General features: G+C 73.8%; 19 protein-coding genes. 12 read left to right on the plus strand and 7 right to left on the minus strand.

Annotated elements, in window-relative coordinates:
* Nucleotides 1–43: 43 nt before the first annotated feature.
* Both Pen02_RS33940 and Pen02_RS33945 read right to left on the minus strand, forming a co-directional pair.
* Nucleotides 44–862, minus strand: coding sequence for an SDR family NAD(P)-dependent oxidoreductase (locus Pen02_RS33940; RefSeq protein ID WP_203870264.1), 819 nt, complete (start codon nucleotides 860–862; stop codon nucleotides 44–46).
* A 106-nt stretch (nucleotides 863–968) separates the two neighbouring features.
* Nucleotides 969–1,445, minus strand: coding sequence for a hypothetical protein (locus Pen02_RS33945; protein WP_203870265.1), 477 nt, complete (start codon nucleotides 1,443–1,445; stop codon nucleotides 969–971).
* Nucleotides 1,446–1,557: 112 nt separating this feature from the next.
* On the opposite strand from Pen02_RS33945, the gene Pen02_RS33950 reads away from it, so the two are divergent.
* The gene (locus tag Pen02_RS33950; protein WP_203870266.1) at nucleotides 1,558–2,730 is read left to right on the plus strand and encodes a serine hydrolase domain-containing protein; all 1,173 of its coding nucleotides are present in this window, start codon (nucleotides 1,558–1,560) and stop codon (nucleotides 2,728–2,730) included.
* 49 nt (nucleotides 2,731–2,779) lie between these two features.
* Here Pen02_RS33950 and Pen02_RS33955 read toward each other — a convergent pair whose 3' ends face one another.
* Complete coding sequence (locus Pen02_RS33955; RefSeq protein WP_203870267.1) at nucleotides 2,780–3,241, minus strand: pyridoxamine 5'-phosphate oxidase family protein; 462 nt, start codon at nucleotides 3,239–3,241, stop codon at nucleotides 2,780–2,782.
* Nucleotides 3,242–3,270: 29 nt separating this feature from the next.
* Between Pen02_RS33955 and Pen02_RS33960 the strand changes: the two genes are divergently transcribed.
* Together Pen02_RS33960 and Pen02_RS33965 are read left to right on the plus strand one after the other, a co-directional pair.
* Nucleotides 3,271–3,423 (plus strand): hypothetical protein, encoded by a 153-nt coding sequence (locus Pen02_RS33960; RefSeq protein WP_203870268.1) that lies wholly within the window; start codon nucleotides 3,271–3,273, stop codon nucleotides 3,421–3,423.
* On the plus strand, nucleotides 3,420–4,058 hold the full coding sequence (locus Pen02_RS33965; protein WP_203870269.1) for a hemerythrin domain-containing protein: 639 nt from the start codon (nucleotides 3,420–3,422) through the stop codon (nucleotides 4,056–4,058). The genes Pen02_RS33960 and Pen02_RS33965 overlap by 4 nt, the downstream gene beginning before the upstream one ends.
* A gap of 27 nt (nucleotides 4,059–4,085) precedes the next feature.
* On the opposite strand, the gene Pen02_RS33970 is transcribed toward Pen02_RS33965, so the two are convergent.
* Complete coding sequence (locus Pen02_RS33970) at nucleotides 4,086–4,754, minus strand: response regulator transcription factor (protein WP_239141747.1); 669 nt, start codon at nucleotides 4,752–4,754, stop codon at nucleotides 4,086–4,088.
* Nucleotides 4,733–6,070 carry a sensor histidine kinase gene (locus tag Pen02_RS33975; RefSeq protein ID WP_203870270.1) on the minus strand — a complete coding sequence of 446 codons (1,338 nt, stop codon included), beginning with the start codon at nucleotides 6,068–6,070 and terminating at the stop codon, nucleotides 4,733–4,735. The genes Pen02_RS33970 and Pen02_RS33975 overlap by 22 nt, the downstream gene beginning before the upstream one ends.
* Before the next feature lie 316 nt (nucleotides 6,071–6,386).
* On the opposite strand from Pen02_RS33975, the gene Pen02_RS33980 reads away from it, so the two are divergent.
* Genes Pen02_RS33980 through Pen02_RS33990 form a run of 3 tightly spaced genes read left to right on the plus strand, consistent with a single transcriptional unit; the run spans nucleotide 6,387 to nucleotide 9,897 of the window.
* Nucleotides 6,387–7,115 carry a hypothetical protein gene (locus tag Pen02_RS33980; RefSeq protein ID WP_203870271.1) on the plus strand — a complete coding sequence of 243 codons (729 nt, stop codon included), beginning with the start codon at nucleotides 6,387–6,389 and terminating at the stop codon, nucleotides 7,113–7,115.
* 11 nt (nucleotides 7,116–7,126) lie between these two features.
* Nucleotides 7,127–8,029, plus strand: a complete 903-nt coding sequence (locus Pen02_RS33985) for an ATP-binding cassette domain-containing protein (RefSeq protein ID WP_203870272.1) — start codon at nucleotides 7,127–7,129, stop codon at nucleotides 8,027–8,029.
* Nucleotides 8,026–9,897 carry a hypothetical protein gene (locus Pen02_RS33990; protein WP_203870273.1) on the plus strand — a complete coding sequence of 624 codons (1,872 nt, stop codon included), beginning with the start codon at nucleotides 8,026–8,028 and terminating at the stop codon, nucleotides 9,895–9,897. Before Pen02_RS33985 ends, Pen02_RS33990 begins: the two co-directional genes overlap by 4 nt.
* Before the next feature lie 63 nt (nucleotides 9,898–9,960).
* Here Pen02_RS33990 and alaS read toward each other — a convergent pair whose 3' ends face one another.
* Nucleotides 9,961–12,633, minus strand: coding sequence for an alanine--tRNA ligase (gene alaS, locus Pen02_RS33995; protein WP_203870274.1), 2,673 nt, complete (start codon nucleotides 12,631–12,633; stop codon nucleotides 9,961–9,963).
* 499 nt (nucleotides 12,634–13,132) lie between these two features.
* Between alaS and Pen02_RS34000 the strand changes: the two genes are divergently transcribed.
* From Pen02_RS34000 to Pen02_RS42185, 6 genes are all read left to right on the plus strand, one after another.
* A complete protein-coding gene (locus tag Pen02_RS34000) occupies nucleotides 13,133–13,570 on the plus strand; it encodes a hypothetical protein (RefSeq protein ID WP_203870275.1) in 438 nt (145 codons plus the stop codon).
* Nucleotides 13,571–13,624: 54 nt separating this feature from the next.
* Nucleotides 13,625–14,398, plus strand: a complete 774-nt coding sequence (locus Pen02_RS34005; protein ID WP_203870276.1) for a Clp protease N-terminal domain-containing protein — start codon at nucleotides 13,625–13,627, stop codon at nucleotides 14,396–14,398.
* Nucleotides 14,399–14,569: 171 nt separating this feature from the next.
* Nucleotides 14,570–15,565, plus strand: coding sequence for an asparaginase (locus tag Pen02_RS34010; RefSeq protein WP_203870277.1), 996 nt, complete (start codon nucleotides 14,570–14,572; stop codon nucleotides 15,563–15,565).
* Nucleotides 15,566–15,658: 93 nt separating this feature from the next.
* Nucleotides 15,659–16,699 carry a LacI family DNA-binding transcriptional regulator gene (locus tag Pen02_RS34015; RefSeq protein WP_203870278.1) on the plus strand — a complete coding sequence of 347 codons (1,041 nt, stop codon included), beginning with the start codon at nucleotides 15,659–15,661 and terminating at the stop codon, nucleotides 16,697–16,699.
* Between the two features lie 225 nt (nucleotides 16,700–16,924).
* Complete coding sequence (locus Pen02_RS34020; protein WP_203870279.1) at nucleotides 16,925–18,259, plus strand: extracellular catalytic domain type 1 short-chain-length polyhydroxyalkanoate depolymerase; 1,335 nt, start codon at nucleotides 16,925–16,927, stop codon at nucleotides 18,257–18,259.
* 839 nt (nucleotides 18,260–19,098) lie between these two features.
* A complete protein-coding gene (locus Pen02_RS42185; protein ID WP_239141749.1) occupies nucleotides 19,099–19,332 on the plus strand; it encodes a hypothetical protein in 234 nt (77 codons plus the stop codon).
* Nucleotides 19,333–19,344: 12 nt separating this feature from the next.
* On the opposite strand, the gene Pen02_RS34030 is transcribed toward Pen02_RS42185, so the two are convergent.
* The gene (locus Pen02_RS34030; protein ID WP_203870280.1) at nucleotides 19,345–20,313 is read right to left on the minus strand and encodes a DNA polymerase domain-containing protein; all 969 of its coding nucleotides are present in this window, start codon (nucleotides 20,311–20,313) and stop codon (nucleotides 19,345–19,347) included.
* Between the last annotated feature and the right edge of the window lie 150 nt (nucleotides 20,314–20,463).

Consider the following 20,463-nt stretch of genomic DNA (forward strand, 5'->3'; position numbering starts at 1 on the left):
GGCTGTCGGTGGCGCAGCTCACGCAACCACGCGTACCCGGAGCCTAGGGTGCCTCGGGGTCCTGGCCGAGGGCGGACCGTCCACCGTCGACCGGCAGCACCACTCCGGTGAGGAAGCTCGCCCCGTCGGAGAGCAGGTACGCGACGGTCGCGGCGACCTCGTCGGGCCGGCCCACCCGGCCGATCGGGTGCAGCCGCCGCATGTCCCGGTCGATCCGCTCGGCACCGGGCGGATCCTGTCCGGCGAGCAGGTCGGCGTAGCGCTCGGTGCCGATCGAGCCGAGGGCGACCGCGTTGACCCGGATGCCGTACCGGCCGTACTCGACGGCGAGGGCCCGGGTCAGTCCCTCCACGGCGGCCTTCGCGGTCGCGTACGGCAGGCAGCCCGGCACCGGCCGCTGGGCCTGGTGCGAGGAGACGTTGACGATCGCGCCCGGGGTGCCGGCGGCGAGGAAGCGGCGGATCGCGGTACCACAGCCGACAACCGTGCCGTCGAGGTTGTCCGCGATCAGAGCCAGCACCTCCCGGGCCGGGGTGTCGTGCAGCGAGGCGTCCCGGAAGACGGCGGCGTTGTTCACCCAGCCCCGTAACGGTGCGGCGGTGGTCGCCTCGTCGGCCGCGCGTTCGGCGACGGACTCGTCGGCGGCGTCGCCGGAGACCGTGACCAGCCGGGAATCGGCAGTCCGGGTCGGTGGGTACGACGGGTCGCGCTCGATCACGACGACCCGGTCGGCCGTGCCGAGCAGGCGGTGCACCACCGCCCGGCCGACGCCCCGGCCGCCGCCGGTCACCACATACGACCCGCCGGCGCCGTCCACGTCGGAGCGCCGGGTTCCGGTGCCGGGTGCGTCGGAGTACGGCATCGCCTCACCGTACCGGCCGCTGCCGGTCCGCACCCGGCTGCCGCTTGCCGGCCCGGTCTGTCTGCCGGCTGATGCCCGGCGGGTTGCCGCTCGCCGGCCCGGCCGGTCAGGTCGGCGGCTTGGGCGCCGCGGCGCCCCGGAACCGCTCGTGGGCCGACTGCCGGCTGATGCCGAGCGCGTTGCCGATCTCGGCCCAGGAGAGTCCGGCCTCCCGGGCCGCCGTCACGGCGCGTTCGATCAACGGCCGTTGCCAGCGTTCCACCTCGGCGAGGATGCCGAGCGCCTGCAACGGCCAGGTGGTGGCCAGTTCGGCGACGTTGTCCCGGAGGGTGTCGGAGCGGTTCAGTAGCCAGCCGGGCGGGGTCGCGGCCAGGATCGGCTTGACGTGTCCGCCCCACTCGGAGGTGGCCATCCAGCGCCCCTCGTCGGCGGCGGGATAGTCGCTGGCGCCGACCCAGCCACAGGTGCAGCGGGCCCGGTAGCCGACGGTGTCGGCGGGTGCCGTGGCGTCGGTGCTCAACGTCCCGTCCGGCAACCGGAACCCGACCAGGTTCCCGTGCCCCGCGACCAGTTCCTCCGCCATGCCGCAAGCATATGTCTGTCAGGGTTCCCTGACGACTGATGTCAGGATACCCTGACACAACACGGCTCCGGGCGGGTCGACGTCCGGGGCGACCCATCGGGAGGCGAGCGCATTGTCTGTGGTCAGCGGCACCGTGGCGGCCGGCTACGAGCCGGTCCGGGAGGCGTTCCTGGCGAACTTCGAGACGCGGTCCGAGATCGGCGCGGCCGTCAGCGTCTACCGGCACGGCCGGGAGGTGGTACGCCTCTGGGGCGGCATCGCCGACCCGGCCACCGGCCGGCCCTGGCGGGAGGAGACCCTTTCGGTGGTCTACTCGACCACCAAGAGCATGCCGGCCGCCTGCGCGCACCTGCTGGTCCAGCGCGGGCAACTCGACCTGGCCGCACCCGTCGCCGAGTACTGGCCGGAGTTCGCCGCCGCCGGCAAGGCCGACATCCCCGTCCGCTGGCTCCTGTCCCACCAGGCAGGGCTGCCGGTGCTCGACCGTCCGGTGCCGTTGGAGCAGGCGTTGGCCTGGGAGCCGGTCGTCGCCGCGCTGGCCGCACAGGCACCCGTCTGGCAGCCGGGCACCGCGCACGGCTACCACGGCATCACCTACGGCTGGCTGGTCGGCGAGGTGGTACGTCGGGTCTCCGGCCGTAGCCTCGGCACGTACTTCGCCGACGAGATAGCGAAACCGCTCGGCCTGGACTTCTGGATCGGCCTGCCCACCAGCGAGGCACACCGGGTGGCCCGGAGCGTGGAGCAGCCGACCACTCCGCCCGCAGCCGAGGCGATGCCGGAGGTGCTGCGGGAGGTCCTTGCCACGTACACCGATCCGACGTCGCTGATGGTCCGGTCGGTGAACGTGACCGACCCGCCGCTCGACCTCACCGATCCACGTACCTGGACGGCGGAGATCCCCTCAGGCAACGGCATCTGCACCGCCTCCGCACTGGCCCGCTTCTACGCCGGACTGATCGGGGAGGTCGACGGCGTCCGGATCCTCGACGCGACCACCCTCGCCGCCGCCACCCGTGAGCAGGCCAGCGGGATCGACCGGGTGCTGATGGTGCCGACCCGGCCGGCGCTCGGTTTCGGCCTGCCGCTGCCGGACCAGCCGTGGTGCTCGCCGACCGCCTTCGGCTTCCCCGGCTACGGCGGCTCGCTCGGCTACGCCGATCCGGCGACCGGCATCACCTTCGGGTACGTGACGAACGGTCTCCGCGTCACGCTGGCCCCGGATCCCCGGGTGGCCGGCCTGGTCGAGGCGGTCCGGACGGCGGTCGCCCGGCAACCGGCCTGAACGCGCTCGGCGTACCCCGGTCGGGTGGGTCGGGGCGGACCCGGCCGGGTCAGGCCCGGGTGCGGCGCCGCCAACCCCGGCCGGGGTGCCAGGACTCGATCACGAGATGGTCGGCGGGAGTGCCGACGTACGTCAGTACCAGCTCGGTGAGGTCGATCCGGAAGAACCCGGCGCCCTCGTGCGGGGTGTCCGCCGGTGGCGGGATCGCGACCGCCCGGCCGGCCAGCTTGGCGTCGCCCGTCCAGTTCTCCGGAGCGCCCTCCGGCGGCTCGATTGTCGGACTGTGCACCGCGATCCGAGGATCGCGCCGGACGTCGCGCAGCTTCATCGAGCCGCCCATCATGCCGAGCGTGACCTCACCGTCGGCGAAGTCGAGTTCCGAGCCGCTGATCCGGGGCGAGCCGTCCCGGCGCAGCGTGGCGATGGTCTTGTGGATGCCGGCCGAGAACCGCTCGCGGACCCGCGCCGCGAAGTCCGGAGCGTCCGCCTCGATCTCGCGCCAGCTCGCCACACGATCCTCCCGGGTCCGGGCCGGTCGAGGTGGGCCTCGTCGGCAACCCCAAACTGCCGCCGTTCGGACGCTCCGGGGCCGACCAGGCCGCCGATCATGATCTGACGACCCTGCCGATGATCACCGTTGTCGGCGTGCCGGATAATCGACACGTCCCGGAAGATCGCGAAGGCAGGTCATGACCACCGAGAACGACTGGCTGACCCGGCGGACCGGTGTGCTGCCGACCGCCCCGCCGACCGAGCGGCTCAGCCCGAAGAGCGTGCTGGACGAGACGACCCGACCGACCGCACCCGAGCCGCCGCCGGAGGTCACCTTCACCCATCAGGGCCGGCACGCCGGCCGGCACCTGGTCGACGTGCACGACGCGTACCGGGCGGAGCTGCGTCAGGTCCGCGACATCCTCCGGCAGGTCAAGGAGGGCACCTCCGGGGTCGGCGACGCCCGCGACCAGCTCAACATGATGACCATCCGGGCCAACGACTGGACCCTCGGCGGGGTCTGCCAGGCGCAGTGCCGATCGGTGGCGACCCACCACACGATGGAGAGCCAGGGCATCTTCCCGCACCTGCGGCGCAGCCAGCCGGACCTGGCGACCGTGCTGGACCGGCTGCACGAGGAGCACCTGGCGATCCACGAGGTGCTGGAGGGGATCGACGAGGCGCTGGTGCACCTGGCCCGTAACCCCACCGACTACGGCCCGATCACCGAGGCGATCGACCTGCTCACCGACACCCTGCTGTCGCATTTCGCGTACGAGGAGTCGCAGTTGATCGGCCCGCTCGCCCGGCACGGCTTCTACCCCGGCCAGGTCTGAGCGGGCCGTGCACTGGAACAACTCCGGTCAGGTCCGGCCGGTGAGATAGGCGAGTACCGCCAGGACCCGGCGGTTGGAGTCCTCGGTCGGCGGCAGGTCCAACTTGGCCAGGATGTTGCCGACGTGCTTGCCGACGGCCGCCTCGGAGACCACCAGCACCCGGGCGATGGCGGCGTTGGAGCGTCCCTGCGCGACGAGCGCCAGCACCTCCCGTTCCCGGGCGGAGAGCCGGGCCAGCGGATCCCGGCGACGGCGCAGCAGTTGGCGTACCACCTCGGGGTCGACGACGGTGCCGCCGGCCACCACCTGGCGGAGCGCGTCGACGAACTCCGCCACGTCCACCACCCGGTCCTTGAGCAGGTAGCCGACCCCACGACCGCCGTCGGAGTCGAGCAGGTCGGCGGCGTAGCTCTGCTCGACGTACTGGCTGAGCGCCACCACGGCCAGCCCGGGGTGGGCCCGGCGCAGCCGTACGGCGGCCCGCAGCCCCTCGTCGGTGAAGTCCGGCGGCATCCGGATGTCGGTCAGCACCAGCTCCGGCCGGTACGCCTCGACCGCCGCCCCGAGCGCCTCCGCGTCACCGACGGCGGCGACCACCTCGAAGCCGAACCGGCCGAGCAGCCCGGCCAACCCCTCCCGGAGCAGTACGCCGTCCTCGGCGAGGACCACCCTGGTCAGGTGTCGGTCGGGCCGCACGGCAACTCCACACGTAGCAGGGTCGGCCCGCCGGGCGGGCTGGACAGCAGCATTCTCCCGTCGACCACCGCCACCCGGTCGGCCAGCCCGGTCAGCCCGGAGCCGAGGGCGGGATCGGCGCCGCCCCGGCCGTCGTCCCGGACCTCGACCGTCAACCGGCCGTCCTCCAGCCCCAGTGCGACCGTCGCCGCCGTCGCGCCGCTGTGTTTGGCGACGTTGGTCAGCGCCTCGGCGACGACGAAGTACGCCGTACCCTCCACCGGGTTCGGCAGCCGGCCCGGCAGCGCCACCTCGACGGTCACCGGCACCGCCGACTGGTCGGCGAGGTCGGCCACCGCCGCCGGCAGTCCGCGATCGGTCAACACCTTCGGATGGATGTTCCGGATCAGCTCCCGCAGCTCGGTCATGAAGAGTTTCGCCTGCTCGTGGGCGTCCGCCACCGCCGTCGCCCCGGGGCTCTCCGGTGGGATCTCCAGCCGGGCCAGCCCGAGTTGCAGGGTGAGGCTGACCAACCGCTGCTGCGCCCCGTCGTGCAGGTCGCGTTCGATGCGGCGCCGCTCGGCCTCGAAGGCGTCCACCAGCCGGGCCCGGGACCGGGCGACCTCGACCAGTTCGGTACGCAGCCGCTCCCCGCTGCCGCCGCCGAGCAGTGCCCGGGTCAGCGCGCCCTGCCCGGCCGCCAGCAGCGCCAGCGGGTATGGCGAGACGGCCAGCAGCACCAGCCCGAGCAGCGCGTACGGCACCGCCTGCGCGGCGGTGGTGATCTCGGCCAGCCCTATCGAGATCGGGGTGCCGTCGGCGGGGACCAGCAGCGGGCTGGCGATCAGCACCCCGACCAGGAGCAGCAGCACCAGGGCGGCGGTCGAGAGGAGCAGCCCGACCGTGGCCAGCAGGACGGTGTGCAGCAGCGCCAGCCAGGTGGCCGGCTCGGCGTACCGGGTCCGGAGCCAGGACCACGGGTCGGGGGCCGGGAGAGGGCGGTGCCCGGAGCGGACCGGCCGGCTGTCGACCAGGCGCAGCCGGAGCCGCTCCACCCCGGCCACCGGCAGTGCGACCAGCGGCCCGAACCCGGCGAGCAGTACCGCACCGAGCAGCAGCAGGAACGCCAGCGTGCCGGGCGACAGCTCGGTGATGCCGGTGCCCCGGGTGAGCAGGTAGAGCCAGGGCAGCCCGAGCAGCCCGAGCGGGGCCGCGGCGGCGAGCGCCACCGGCGGGGTGCTGCCGAGGTACGCCAGCGCCCGCCACGGCCAGCCGGTCAGCGGAAACCGCCGCCGGCTCCACGCTTCCAGCAGCGTACGAGGGCTTGGCCGGGACACGGCCACCACGCTAGTGCGCCTGCCCCGGCCAACCCAGGCGGCTGGCGATAGTTCCCGGGTATGCCCAGCCCTACCCCGAATCCGGGGCGTGCTGCCCGTGCCGGCGACCCCGTCCCGATGGTCTGCTCGACCGGCGGCGGCACGACACCGGCTGCTCGCCGCCGAGGAGATCCGTGAGCAGGCGGGGCGGCGCCGACGACCGCCCGCCGATCACCGTTTCCGGCCGCAGTCGACCCCTCTGGAGGCCCCTGTGCATGCCCACCCGTCCGCACCGCACCGCTGGCGGCGACTCGTCCGCCCCCGCCACGGAGCCGCCGTGCTGCTCGGCGCGGCCGTCCTGGCCGGCGTGACCGGCTGCGCCGACCTGCGCGCGGTCGACTCGGCCCGTACCGACGAGCGCAGGTTCACGCTGGCCGGGCCGGCGCTCACCATCGACACTCACGGCGCCGACCTGCGGGTCGTGGCCGGCGACGGTCCCGAGGTCGAGGTGCGGCGGTCGCTGACCGGTAAGGCGACCCTGCCGGAGAACGCCGGCTGGGAGCTGACCGGCGACACCCTGCGGCTGGCCGTCACGTGCAGCGGCTTCGTGCCGGACTGCGGCGGCAGCCACGTCGTCGGCGTACCGGCCGGCACGGACGTCCGGGTGACGAGTCGGGACGGTGCCGTCCGCACCGTCGGGCTGACCGGTGACCTGACCGCCGAGGTCCGGCACGGCTGGCTGCGGGTCGAACGGCCGGCCGGACTGCTCCGGCTGACCGCCGGACTCGCACTGGAGGTCACCGAGGCGCGTTCGACCGACGTCACGGCCCGGTCGTCCGGCGGAGACGTCCGGCTCTCCTTCGCGGTCGCGCCGCGCCGGGTGACCGCGACCGCCGAACTCGGCTCGGTGGACGTGGCGCTGCCGGCGGGGCCGGAGACGTACCGGATCAGCACCGTGGGGCAGGCCGGGTCGGGTGGCTCCGGGCCGGTCAGCGACCCGGCCAGCGAGCGGGTCGTCCGGGCCGTCGCCGACAACGGCCGGGCCCAGGTCCGGACCGGAAAGTAGGGGAGAGGGACGTGTACGAACTGCGTGACATCGTGAAGGTCTACCGGGGCGGCCACCGGGCGGTCGACGGCGTGAGCCTGCGCCTCGGCGCCGGGGTGCTGGGCCTGCTCGGCCCGAACGGGGCCGGCAAGTCCTCACTGATCCGGATCGCCGCCACCGTCACCCGGCCGACCAGCGGACAGGTACTGTTCGACGGCGCCGACGTGGTGGCCCGGCCGGACCTGCTGCGCCGGACCCTCGGCTACCTGCCGCAGGACTTCGGGGTCTACCCGAACCTGACCGCCCGGGAGTTCCTGGGCTGTCTCGCCGCCGCCAAGGGGCTGCCGGCGCGGATTGCCCGCAGCCGGATCGACGAACTGCTGGAGCTGGTCAACCTGACCGGCGCCGGCAAACGCCCGCTGGGCGGGTACTCCGGCGGGATGCTGCGCCGGGTCGGCATCGCGCAGACCCTGCTGGCCGATCCCCGGGTTCTGGTGGTCGACGAGCCGACCGCCGGGCTGGACCCCGGGGAACGGGTCCGGTTCCGCAACCTGCTCGGCGAGTTGGCGGTCGACCGGGTGGTGGTGCTCTCCACGCACATCGTCTCGGACGTCGAGTCGGTGGCCGGCGACATCGCCGTCGTCGCGCAGGGCCGGATCCGCCGCCGGGGTACGCCGGAGGAACTGCTTCGGGCGGCCGAGGGGCGGGTGTGGGAGCTGCTCGCCGACCCGGCCGAGGTACCCCGGCTGCAGACCCGGTACGTGCTCAGCCGCCTGGTCCGGACCACCTCCGGCGTACGGGTCCGGCTGCTGTCGCCGGAGTCGCCCGGCCCGGCCGCCAGCCGGGTACCGCCCGACCTGGAGGACGCCTACCTGGACGCGATCCACCAGCCGATCCGGTCGGCCGGCAACGGTCCGTGGCCGGTGCCCCGATGACCGCCCCGGGCGCCACGGCGGTACGCGCACCCGTCGCGATCGCCGTCGCCGACTTCCGGGAGCGGGTACGCCGACCGGCGTACGCGGTGGTGCTGGCCGCCGCCGTCGGCCTGGGCTACCTGGCGGTGCCGGAGGTCGACGGCCGCTGGGTGATCGTGAACGCCGGTACGTACCGGGGGGTCTACGACAGCGCCTACGTCGGTACCGTCACCGCGCTCGCCGGAGCGCTCTGGCTGACCATCGCCGGCTTCTACGTGGTACGCGGCGCCATCGTCCGGGACGCGCGCGGCGGGGTCGGGCAACTGCTCGCCGCCACCCCGCTCTCCGGCCGGGGCTACCTGGCCGGGAAGTTCCTCAGCAATCTGCTGGTGCTGACCTCGATGCTCGGCGTGCTCGCCGGCACCGCCGTGCTGATGCAGCTGGCCCGGGGCGAGGACCGGGCGGTGGACCCGATCGCGCTGCTGCTGCCGTTCGGGCTGCTCGCGCTGCCGGTGCTGGCGGTGACCGCCGCGCTGGCGGTGCTGTTCGAGACGGTCCGGCCGCTGCGCGGCGGCTTCGGCAACGTCGTCTGGTTCTTCGCGGCGATGGTCGGGGCGGTCGTCGGGCAGGGCCCGGACGCTCCGTTGGGCGGGCTCGGCGTGGCCGAGGTGGCCCGGTCGCTGCGGGCCGGGCTGGCCGACGCGGGGCTGCGGCCGGCCGGCGAGTTCGGCCTGGGGCTGATGTACCTCGACGATCCACTGCGGACGTTCGAGTGGTCCGGGCTCGACCCGGATGCCGGCTTCGTCGCCCAGCGGCTGCTGCTGTTCCTGGTCGCGGCCGGGATCGCGGTACTGCCGGCGCTCTGGTTCGGCCGGTTCGACCCGTCCCGCACCGCCCGACGCCGACGCCCCGCCCGACCCGTTCCGACCCCGCCCGTTCCGGCGCCGTATCCGAATGCGGCCGTTCCGGCGCCGTATCCGAATACGGCCGTTCCGGCGCCGTATCCGAATGCGGCCGTTCCGGCGGTGCCGTATCCGAATGCACCCGTTCCGACGGTGCCGTATCCGGGCGTGTCGTGGCCGCCGATCGGCGACGGGTTGCGCCCGGCGGGACTGGTCTCGGACACCGGGCCGGATCTGTCGCTGGCCGGCCCCGACCTCTCCGCGCCGGCCGGGATGCGGCTCCTGGGCGCGGCACCGTCCTGGTTGCGGTCCGCCGGCCCACCAACCGCCGACGCGGCTTCGGGGGTCGCACCGGTACGGCCGGCCGGGCGCGGTGCGTCGGCCGGGTTCGGTCGGCTGTTCGCGGGCGAGTTGCGGGTACTCTGCCGCTCCGCGTCCCGCTGGTGGTGGCTCGGCGCCGGGCTGCTGGCGCTGGTCGGCGCGGTGGCACCGATCGAGGCCGTACCGGCGGTGGCCCTGCCGCTGGCCTGGATCTGGCCGGTGCTGCTCTGGTCCCGGCTGGGCAGCCGGAGCCACGAGTACGGCCTGACCGGGCTGCTCGGCGCGTACCCGGGGCTCCGGCGCCGGATGCTCGCGGAGTGGCTCGCCGGAGTGGCGCTGGCCGGGCTGACCGGCCTGGTACCGATGCTCCGGATGCTGATCGACCTGGATGTCCCCGGATTGGCGGCCGGGGTCGCCGGGGCGCTCTTCGTGCCCTCGCTCGCCCTGGCGGCGGGGGTGTCGAGCCGGACGCACCGGCTCTTCCAGGTCGGCTACCTGGCGCTCTGGTACTCGGCGCTGAACGGCATCGCCGCGCTCGACACCATGGGCGCGGTACGCCTCGACGGCCGCCCGGCGGGCCCGGGACCACTGCTGGTCTGCGGCTGCGCCCTTGCCCTGCTCGGCATCGCGCTCCTGTTCGGCACCCTCCGACACGCCCGCCGCTAGTTCCGGAGCCGCGGTCCCTTCCGATCGGTCCGGGGCACGACCGGAAGGGACCGCTGCGTACCGCTAACCGGGGTGCCGGGTGAGCAGGTCGCCGGCCGCCGCCTCGGCCCGGGACAGCGCCTCGCCGATCCGGTCCGCCCGCCGGCCGCCCGCGTTGGCCAGGCCACCGGTCCCGCCGGCACCGCCGCCGATCAGCCGGCCCGCCTCGGTGAGCAGGTCACGGGCCTGACCGCCCCGGTCCAGCAGGGTCCGGTCCAGCCCGGCGACGAGCTGCGCCCGCCCGCCGTCCGAGGTGGCCAGCAGCACCACCGTCGGCGCGCCGGCCGGACCCCGGGCCAGTACGCCGCCGGCCACGGTCCGCAGTTCGGCCGGGGTCAGGTCGTCGCGCAGCGCGCTGACCAGCCAGCCGGAGCCGATCGCCCGGCGCTGTCCGAGCAGCGTGTCGACGATCGAGTCGAGTTCGGCCTGCCGGTGCCGGCGCAGTGCCGCCTCGGCCTCGCCGAGCGCGCCGAGTCGCTTGGCCAGGGTGGACAGCAGGTCGTCGGGGCGGGCGCCGACCAGCCGGCCGACCTCGGCGAGCAGCCGCCGTTCGGTGTCGGCGTACCGGAGGGCGTCCCGGCCGGTGAGGGCCTCGATCCGGCGTACGCCGGCACCGACGGAGGACTCGCCGAGGAGGCGTACCGGGCCGGCCTGGGTGCCGTGGCCGACGTGTGTACCACCGCACAGCTCGCGGGAGGCGTCGCCGATGTCGACGATCCGGACCTGTTCGTCGTACCGGTCGCCGAAGAACGCGGTGGCGCCGGCCGCCTCCGCCTCGGCCCGGCTCGCCTGCCAGACCCGTACCTCCGGGTCGTCGAGCAGGTAGTCGTTGACAAGCGTGCCGATGGTGTCGAGTCCGGTCTCGTCGACCGGCGCGAAGTGCGCGAAGTCGAACCGCAGCCGACCGGGCGCGACCAGCGAGCCCTGCTGCCGGGCGTGTTCGCCCAGCACCCGGCGCAGCATCGCGTGCAGTACGTGCGTCGCCGAGTGGGACCGCTCGGTCGCCGCCCGGCGCGCACCGTCGACCTCGGCGCTGACCCGCGTGCCGGGCCGCAGTTCGCCGTGCCCGACGCGACCCTCGTGCACGTGCAGGCCGGTCAGCCCGTACCGGGTGTCGGTGATCTCGACGAGCGTGCCGTCGGCGGTGCGGACCCGCCCGCCGTCGCCGACCTGGCCGCCGGACTCGGCGTAGAACGGGCTGTGCCGCAGCACCAGCTCGACCCGGTCGTCCTCGCCGGCCGAGTCCACCGGCCGGCCGTCCCGCAGCACCGCGAGCAGCTCGGTCTCGGCCCGTTGGTCGGTGTAGCCGACGAACTCGGTCCGGCCGTGCCGGGTCAGCAGGTCCCGATACGTCTCGGTCCGGCGCAGCGCCGTCGCGTTCCGGCCCCGGTCACCGCCCCGGGCCCGGCGACGTTGCTCGTCGAGCAGGGTCGCGTAGCGGTCCCGGTCGACGTCGAGCCCGGCCGCCCGCGCCGCCTCGACGGTGAGGTCGATCGGGAATCCGTACGTGTCGTGCAGTTCGAACGCGGTCTCGCCGGGAAGCCGGCCGGATCCTGTCGCGCGGGCCCGGCCGATCGCCGCGTCGAGCAGCCGGCCGCCGTGCCGGAGGGTACCGCCGAAGGTTTCCTCCTCGTGTGCGGTGACCGCCTCGACCAGCTCGCGTTGCGCGGTGAGTTCCGGCCACGCGTCGCCGAGGTTCGCCAGTACGCTGCCGGTCACCGCACCCAGCACCGGCGCGTCGATGCCCAGCGTCCGGGCGTGCCGGATCGCCCGGCGCAGGATCCGGCGCAGCACGTAGCCCCGCCCCTCGTTCCCGGGCAGTACGCCGTCCGCGATCAGGAACGCGGCGGTCCGGGCGTGCTCGGTGACCACCTGGAACGAGACCGACTCCGGGCTGCCGTCCCGGCCGGGGAACGGGCGCCCGGCCAACTCCTGCACCAGCGCCAGGGTGGGGGCGAGCAGGTCGGTCTGGCAGATCGTCTCGACGTCCTGGAGGACCATGGCGAGCCGGTCCAGGCCGAGCCCGGTGTCGATGTTGCGGGTCGGCAGGTCGCCGAGGATCGGGAAGTCCTCCTTCCCGTCGCCCTCGCCCCGGAGGTGCTGCATGAACACCAGGTTCCACAGTTCGACGTAGCGTTCGCCGTCCACCGCCGGACCGCCCTCGGCGCCGAACGCCGGACCCCGGTCGTAGCAGAGTTCGGAGGACGGTCCGGACGGCCCGGGTACCCCCATCGACCAGTAGTTGTCGGCCCGGCCGAGGCGCTGGATCCGGGAGTCCCGCACCCCGGTCCGGCGCCACAGCTCGACCGCCTCGTCGTCGTCCGTGAACACGGTGATCCACAGTCGGTCCGGGTCGAGCTGGTAGTGCCGGGTCAGCAGCTCCCAGGCGTACGCGACGGCGTCCGCCTTGAAGTAGTCGCCGAAGGAGAAGTTGCCGAGCATCTCGAAGAACGTCGCGTGCCGGGCAGTCCGGCCCACGTTCTCGATGTCGTTGGTGCGTACGCACTTCTGCACGGTGGTCAGCCGGGGCGCGGGCGGCCGGGACTCGCCGAGGTAGTAGGGCTTGAACTGGCCCATCCCGGCGATGGTGAGCAGCAGTCCCGGATCGTCCGGGATCAGTGGACCGGAGGGTACCGGGGTGTGGCCGCGTGCGGTGAAGTAGTCGAGGAAGGTCCGGCGGATATCGGTGGATCGCATCAGAGGAGGCCCTGTTCGGGTCGGTGGCGAGGCGTACCGGAGCCCGGCGTGCTTGCGGGCAGCCCTTCGACGGGGGTGCGCGGAAGTCGTACGGGTTCCTCGCGGTTGTCCGCCCGGAGGCGCTCGCGCGGAGTGGATGGTCGGGGCCGAGAAGGCGTACGCCGAGCCGGGCCGAGGGGGTCAGGCGAGGACGCTGTCCTCGTTCCCCAGCTCGGCGTGGCTAGCTCGCCGCCCTGCCGTCGCCATCCGTATCACTCCGTCGACCTTGGATCGTGGCCGTGGCGCCGGCTCGTCGTGGTGCCGACCCCTGGACCGGTGTCGTCCGCCGGCACCGCTCGGTCGGCGGATCGATCCGTCGAGACTAGCGCACCTCCACCCCGGCGGTCGCCGGATAAACCCTCGGACGACCGTCCTCCGCACGCCGCACCGTGGCATGCGTACCCACTGCTCCGTCAAGACAGCCTTGACGGCAAAATCTTGTCAAGGCTAACCTGACGGCATGGACAGATTTCTGGAGACCGCGCTCACCGTCGACGTGACCGGAGCTGCCACGGCGTCCGCCGACGCCGCCGTCAACGAGGCGAGTCGGCAGGCCGACCTGCTGCTCGGCGGTCGCCCACTGCCCGGCAGTCCGGAGTGGACGGCCGAGCAGGAGGGGCCGGCCGGACGGCAACGGGAGGTCGCGGCGCAGTTGCTGCACTTCCGGATCCTGCTGGCCTCCGGCGTCGACGCGTTCGCCAGCGTGCTGGGGCTGCGTCGCTGGGGGGTGACCTGGGAGTTGATCGCCAGGGCGGCCGGGGTCAGCCGGCAGGCCGCGCACGAGCGCTGGGGTCGGCGGGTGCTGGAGGTGCTCGACCCGTACGGGACCGGCGAGCTGGGTGGCCCGGTCGCCGACGACGAGGCGGACCTGCGGTCGAAGTATGGGGGTAGCCGATAACCCCATCGGGGTTATAGTGGGGGTGTCACGCCACCGACATCCGGGGAGTCAGTGATGCCGAAGATCAACGTCTATCTGCCCGACGAGTTGGCCGAGGCGGTGCGGGTTGCTGGCATCCCGGTCTCGGCCGTCTGCCAACGCGCCCTCGAACAGGCCGTACGCCGGGTCAGCGCGATCCGGGAGACCGCCCTCGGCGACCTCGACGACGCCGACCTGGCCGCCCGGCTGCCGCACTTCACGCCCCGGGCCCGGGCGGTGGTGCTGCTGGCGGTCGACCGGTCCCGGGACGACGGCTCGGCGGCGGTCGGCACCGCGCACCTGCTCGCCGGGATGCTGGCCGAGGGGACCAACCTGGCCCTGCACGTGCTGCGGGCGGAGGAGATCGAGCCGGAGCGGGTGCTCCGGGATCTCGCCGGCCAGCCGACCGCCGAGCCGGGCGTCGAGCCGGACGACGTCCTGCGCTTCACCGGACCGGCGGCGAACGCCCTGGAGTTGGCCGTCACCGAGGCGACCGCGCTCGGGCACAACTACGTCGGCTGCGAGCACCTGCTGCTCGGGCTGATCGCCGAGCCGGACGGTGTCGGCGGCCAGCTCCTCCGGTCGCTCGGTGCCGAGCTGCGGCTGACCCGCCGGGCCGTGGTCGCGGCACTGGCCGGCTACGTACACCTGCGGGCCCAGACCCCGCCGCAGGCGGAGTCGGCGGGCGCCGCCGGACCCTCGCCCGAGATCGCCGCACTGCTCTCCGCCGCGATCCGCCGCGAGCTCCAGCCGGTCGTCGCGCGGCTCGACCGGCTGGAGGAGCGGGTCGGCGGCACCGGTACGGACTGACCCGGTCGCCCCGATGTCCAGGCTTGTGCCGACGGTCGCCGCCACGGCGATCTTCCTCCTGCTGCTCGCCTTGCCGTTACTGACCGACCTGCCCTGACCGGCCGTCCCGGGAGTCGCCACGATCCCGCAGGCCGGCCGGCGGCGCAGGTGGCCGACCGGAGGAAAACCCAGATGGGCAACCGGGTACTGCTGCTCGCGACCAAGGACACCATCGCCTACTCGACCAGGCCGGGCGGCGAGGGTGTCGCGTCCGGCGCGGAACTGCTCGCCACGGTTCCGCCGGACCGGCTCACCGCCGAGGTGGTGGTCGAGGACGTGCTGGCCGAACCGAGCTGGGACAGCACCCCGGCCACGATGCTCGGGCTGGCCCGGCGGGCCCGGACCGCCCTGCTCGCCGACGGGTTCGACGGCGTGGTGGTCAGCCACGGCACCGACACGCTGGAGGAGAGCGCCTACCTCGCCGACCTGGTGGCCGGCCCGGCCGCCCGACGCGGCGCCATCGTCTTCACCGGCGCGCAGCGACACCTGGACGAACTCTCCACCGACGGTCCGCGCAACCTGGCGTCGTCGATCGCCGCCGCGACGGATCCGCTGCTGCGCGGGGCGGGTGCGGTGGTCTGCGTGGACGACGAGGTGCACGCCGCGCGCTGGGTGTCCATGGTCGACGCCACCACGGTCCGGGCGTTCTCGTCGGCGCCGTTCGCGCCGCTCGGCCGGGTCGTCGGCGACCGGGTCGAGCCGGTGGGCGTCGCACCGCCCCGGCCACCCGAGGCGTACGGCGAGCCGGAGTTGGCGGTGGTGCTGCTGAAGACCTGGCCGGGGATGGACGCCGGGCTGCTCGGCACCGTCGTCGACGCGGGTGCCCGGGGCGTGGTGCTGGAGGGGACCGGGCCGGGCAACGTGCCGGCCAGCCTGTTCGCTGCGATCGGTGAGCTGATCGAGTGGGACGTTCCCGTGGTGGTCGCCTCGCGGTGTCGTACCGGAACGGGTGGCCTGGCGGAGTTGCCGCCGCCGGCCGGGCTGGCCGCCCGGGTCGGTGCGATCGGAGCCCGGGGGCTGGCCGCCGGCAAGGCTTGGGTCGCGCTGATGGTGGCGCTCGGCGACGGCGGCGGGGTGGCGGCGGCCCGGGACTGGTTCGACCGGCTGGCGCCACCGGCCGGCCGGTGATCCGCTTTGACCGGCTGGCGTTACCGGCCGGCCGGTGATCCGGGCCGGAGGTCGGGACGGTGCCGTCGGTCGATGTTCGCGTAGGCTGCGGCGATGACCGGCACCAACCCGCAGGCGGCCCGGAGCGGGCGTGGCAGGGTGCTCACCGTCGCCAAGATCGCCCGGCTGGCCGGGGTCTCCGCGCCGACGGTGTCCCGGGTCATCAACGGACAGACCGGGGTCGCGCTGGAGACCCGGCAGCGGGTCGAGGAGATCCTCCGGGAGCACGGCTACCGCCGGCCGGGCGGCTCGACCTCCGTCGCCATCGTGGAGCTGGTCTTCCACGCGCTGGAGAGCCTCTGGGCGCTGGAGATCATCCGAGGGGTCGAGAAGGTGGCCCGGGAGCACGACCTCGCCGTCGTACTCACCGAGATGCAGGGGCGGCTGACGCCGGGTCGGGCCTGGACCGAGCAGGTACTCACCCGGCGACCGACCGGGGTGATCGCGGTCTTCTCCGAGCTGACCGTCGCCCAGCAGTCGCAGCTCGCCACCCGGTCGATTCCGCTGGTGGTGCTGGATCCGACGGGTGAACCGCTGCACCAGACCCCGTCGGTCGGGGCGACGAACTGGAACGGGGGACTTGCCGCCACCCGGCACCTTCTCGACCTGGGACACCGGCGGATCGCCATGTTGAGCGGGCCGACCCAGTGGCCGTGCTGCCGGGCCCGGCTCGACGGCTACCGGGCGGCGATGGACGCCGCGGGCGTACCGGTGGATCCCGAACTGGTCCGGATCAGCACCCTGTACGTCGAGGGCGGCCTGGCCGACGGCCGGGAGCTGCTGGCGCTGCCGGACCCGCCCACCGCGATCTTCACCGCCAACGACCTCCAGGCGCTCGGGGTCTACGAGGCGGCCCGGCGGGCCGGGGTACGCATCCCGGACGAGCTGAGCGTGGTCGGCTTCGACGACCTGTCCTTCACCCGCTGGTCGGGCCCGCCGATGACCACCGTCCGGCAGCCGCTGGAGCAGATGGGGGTGACCGCCGCGCGGATGATCATCGATCTCGCCGCCGGTCAGTCCCTGGACCAGCACCGGGTCGAGCTGGCCACCGAACTCGTCGTACGGGAGAGTACCGCCGCACCGTCGCGGCGCTGAGGTCGCCCGCTCCACCCGGCGGTCGGCGGCCAGCCCAGACCGGTGAATCCGCCAGCGCCCGGGCCCCGGGATCCGCACCGGTCGCACGCCGTCGTTACGAACTCATGTCCGTCTATGTCTTGTGCGGTGAAACATTCCCATCGATACTTTGGGATGTTTCAACTGGCAGGACGTCCCGGACCGTCCGTCCGCGATGGTGCCTCGCCGGGTCGAGAGAGGATCAGGATGGGACGACTCGTACGCGCGCTCGTCGTCGCGGGAAGCGCGGTGGTGCTGGCCGCGGGCCTGGTCAGCCTGACGGTGGCCACGCCGGCCTCGGCGGCGTCGCTGACCGAGGTGACCAACTTCGGCACCAACCCCAGCAACCTGCGGATGCACCTCTACGTGCCGGACCGGTTGGCGGCACGTCCCGCGATCGTGGTCGCGGTGCACTACTGCACCGGCACCGGCCCGGCGTTCTACTCCGGCACCCAGTTCGCCTCGCTGGCCGACCGGTACGGCTACATCGTCATCTACCCCTCGGCGACCCGCAGCGGCCAGTGCTTCGACGTCTACTCCCAGCAGGCGCTGCGACGCGACGGCGGCAGCGACCCCGTATCGATCCTGTCGATGGTCCGCTACGTCCAGCAGCGCTACACCACCGGGCAGGTCTTCGCCACCGGCACCTCCTCGGGCGCGATGATGACCAACGTACTGCTCGGCAACTATCCGGACGTCTTCACCGCCGGGGCCGCGTTCGCCGGCGTACCGCACAGTTGCTTCGCCACCACCGGCGGCTCCACCTGGAACAGCGAGTGTGCCAACGGCCAGCTCATCCGTACCGCGCAGCAGTGGGGTGACCTGGTCCGGGGCGCGTACCCCGGCTACAGCGGCGCCCGGCCCCGAATGCAGTTGTGGCACGGCACGAACGACGAGACGCTGCGTTACCCGAACTTCGGTGAAGAGATCAAGCAGTGGACCAACGTGCACGGGTTGAGCCAGACGCCGACCTCCACCGACACGCCGCAGTCCGGCTACACCCGCACCCGGTACGGCAGCAGTGGTCCACAGGCGCCGGTCGAGGCGATCAGCATGCAGGGGGTGTCGCACAACCTGCCGGTGAACGCGGCCGAGGCGATCCGGTTCTTCGGGCTGGACAGCAGCACCCCACCCACCGCCACGCCGACGCCGACCAGGACCCCGACCGGGCCACCTCCCACGACGCCGCCCGCCACGACGCCGCCGCCGACCCAGCCGCCGACCGGTGGCTGCGCGGTCAGCTACACGGTGAACGCCTGGAACTCCGGGCTGACCGCCGCGATCACCATCACCAACCGGGGCAGCGCCGCCGTCAACGGCTGGACGCTCTCCTTCACCCTGCCCGCCGGGCAGACCATCACCTCGGGCTGGAACGCGTCCTACAGCCCGACCAGCGGAGCGGTGACCGCACGCAACGCCAGCTACAACGGCACCATCGCCCCGAACGCCTCGGTCGGGATCGGCTTCCAGGCCAGCCACACCGGCAACACCGGTAGACCGGCCGCGGTCGCCCTCAACGGGACGGCGTGCACGCTGAGCTGAGCCGGCTCCGTACCCGAGGTCAGTCAGTCGTTATCGAAGCGCGACGGGCCGCGCGAGGGAGGGCGGGTTGTCGGCGGACCTGGTCCGCCGGCAACCCGCCGGGGCGGCCTCGGCCGGGCCCCGGTCAGTCCGTCGTGGTCGGGGCGCCCGCCGGGGCTCCGGCGGGGTCGGCTGTCGCCGCGAGGGTACGCAGCGCGTCGACCAGCCGCGCTCCGGAGAGCGCACCAACGCGGCCCGCCAGTGCCTGGCGCCAGCACCCCCGCTGACTCCCGCACCGGGGCCGGCGGTCGGGCGACGCCGCGCTCTGCGAGAGTGTCCCGTCATGGGCGGACCACTCGACGGCGAGGCACCACTCGACGGCGAGGGACTACTCGACGACGAGGCGCTGGCCTCGTCGGCCGTGGTGGCGAACTCGGCGATGAACCGGGAACGGCAGCTCGACGGCGTGAACAGCTACGCCCGGGAACTCGGGTTCAACCCGCTGGACTGGCTGGTCGCCCGGGTCGGGTCCGGCGACGCCCCCGCGACCGACGGCCCGACGGTGGGCTGGCTCGACCTGTGCTGCGGCACCGGCCGGGCGCTGTTCCAGGCCACGCACCGGCTGCACCGGCTCGGCCTGGCCGACCGGGTGACGGTCACCGGCGTCGACCTGGTCGACTACTTCGACCGGAGCCCGACCGGCGACAGCGCACCGGAGCTGGTCTGCGCCCCGGTCGGCGCCTGGACACCACCGCGCCGGTACGACCTGATCACCTGCGTACACGGGCTGCACTACGTCGGCGACAAGCTCGGCCTGCTCGCCCGGATCGCCGGCTGGCTCGCCCGACGACGGCCGGTTCGTGGCCGACCTCGACCTGCGCAGCGTACGACTGCCCGACGGGCGGGCCGCCGGCCGTCGGCTTGGCGGTCTGCTGCGGTCGGCCGGGTTCGCCGTCGACCCGCGCCGACGGCGGATCAGCCGGGTCGGGCCGGTCGCGCTCTCCTTGCCGTACCGCTATCTCGGCGCAGACGACCGCGCCGGTCCCAACTACACCGGCCAGCCCGCCGTCGCCTCGTACTACGCACCGGCCTGACCGGGCCGGCGCTCAGTCCGCCTCGGCGGCCCGGCGGGCGCGGGCCCGGCGCTTGCCCTCGTGCATCGCCTGCACCCGGGCGATCGGGATGGTGTGCCCCTCCGCCACCAGGTCGGCCGGCAGCCGCTGCGGGCCGGGCATCCGCTCGGTCCACGGATCACGCCCGTTCAGCAGGCCCGGCACCGTACGCAGGGTAAAGTCCGCCGGGGTGACCTGGTCCAACTCCGCCCAGTCCAGCGGGAACGACACCGGCACCCCCGGCCGGAGCCGCGGACTGTACGCCGAGACCACCGTCGCGCCGCCGGACCGGGTCGAGTCGACGAAGACCCGCCCGCCCCGGTCCTCCCGGATGAACGCCGTGGTCGCCAGCGCCGGATCGAGCCGTTCCGCCCTGGCGGCCAGCGCCCGGGTCGCGGCGGCGACGTCCTCGATCGGCACGCTGTCGTCGACCGGTACGAAGACGTGCACGCCCTTCGCCCCGCTGGTCTTCACCACCCCGGTCAGACCCGCCTCGACCAGTACCTGCCGGACGAGTTCGGCAGCGCTCACGACCAGCGGGAACGTGTCCGGGGCCGGTGGGTCGAGGTCCAGCACCAGGTGGCTCGGCCGATCCCGCCGCTGCACAGTGGTGAGCGTCGGGTGGTATTCCACCGCCCGCTGGTTGCCGAACCACAGCAGGGTCCGGCGGTCGTTGCAGAGGGCGTACGACACCTCGCGCCGGGACGCCTCCGCCCAGACCGAGACCGTGGAGATCCAGGACGGCGTGTAGCGGGGGACGTTCTTCTGCATGAAGGGTTTCTGGCCGCGCAGCACCCGGACCACCGAGAGCGGCCGGTCCCGCAACTGGGCCACCAGTGGCTCACGCACCTGGTCCAGATAGTCCACCAGGTCCCGCTTGGTCGCGTCCGCCCCGTCGAAGAGCGGCTGGTCGAGGTTGGTCAGGGAGACCCCGTCGCGTACCTCGTCGGCGCTGCCCGTCATCGAACCACCCTCCCGGGAACCCGCCGTACGGTCAACTCCGCCACGCTCCCCGGTCCCCGCCGTTCCGCCGTTCCCCGGCGTTCGCCGCTGTTCCGCAGGGCGGCGCGGACTTCCCGCACGACGCGGACTTCCCGGGCGGCGTGGAGTTCC

The organism is Plantactinospora endophytica, from assembly GCF_016862915.1.
GTDB classification, from domain to species: Bacteria; Actinomycetota; Actinomycetes; order Mycobacteriales; family Micromonosporaceae; genus Plantactinospora; species Plantactinospora endophytica.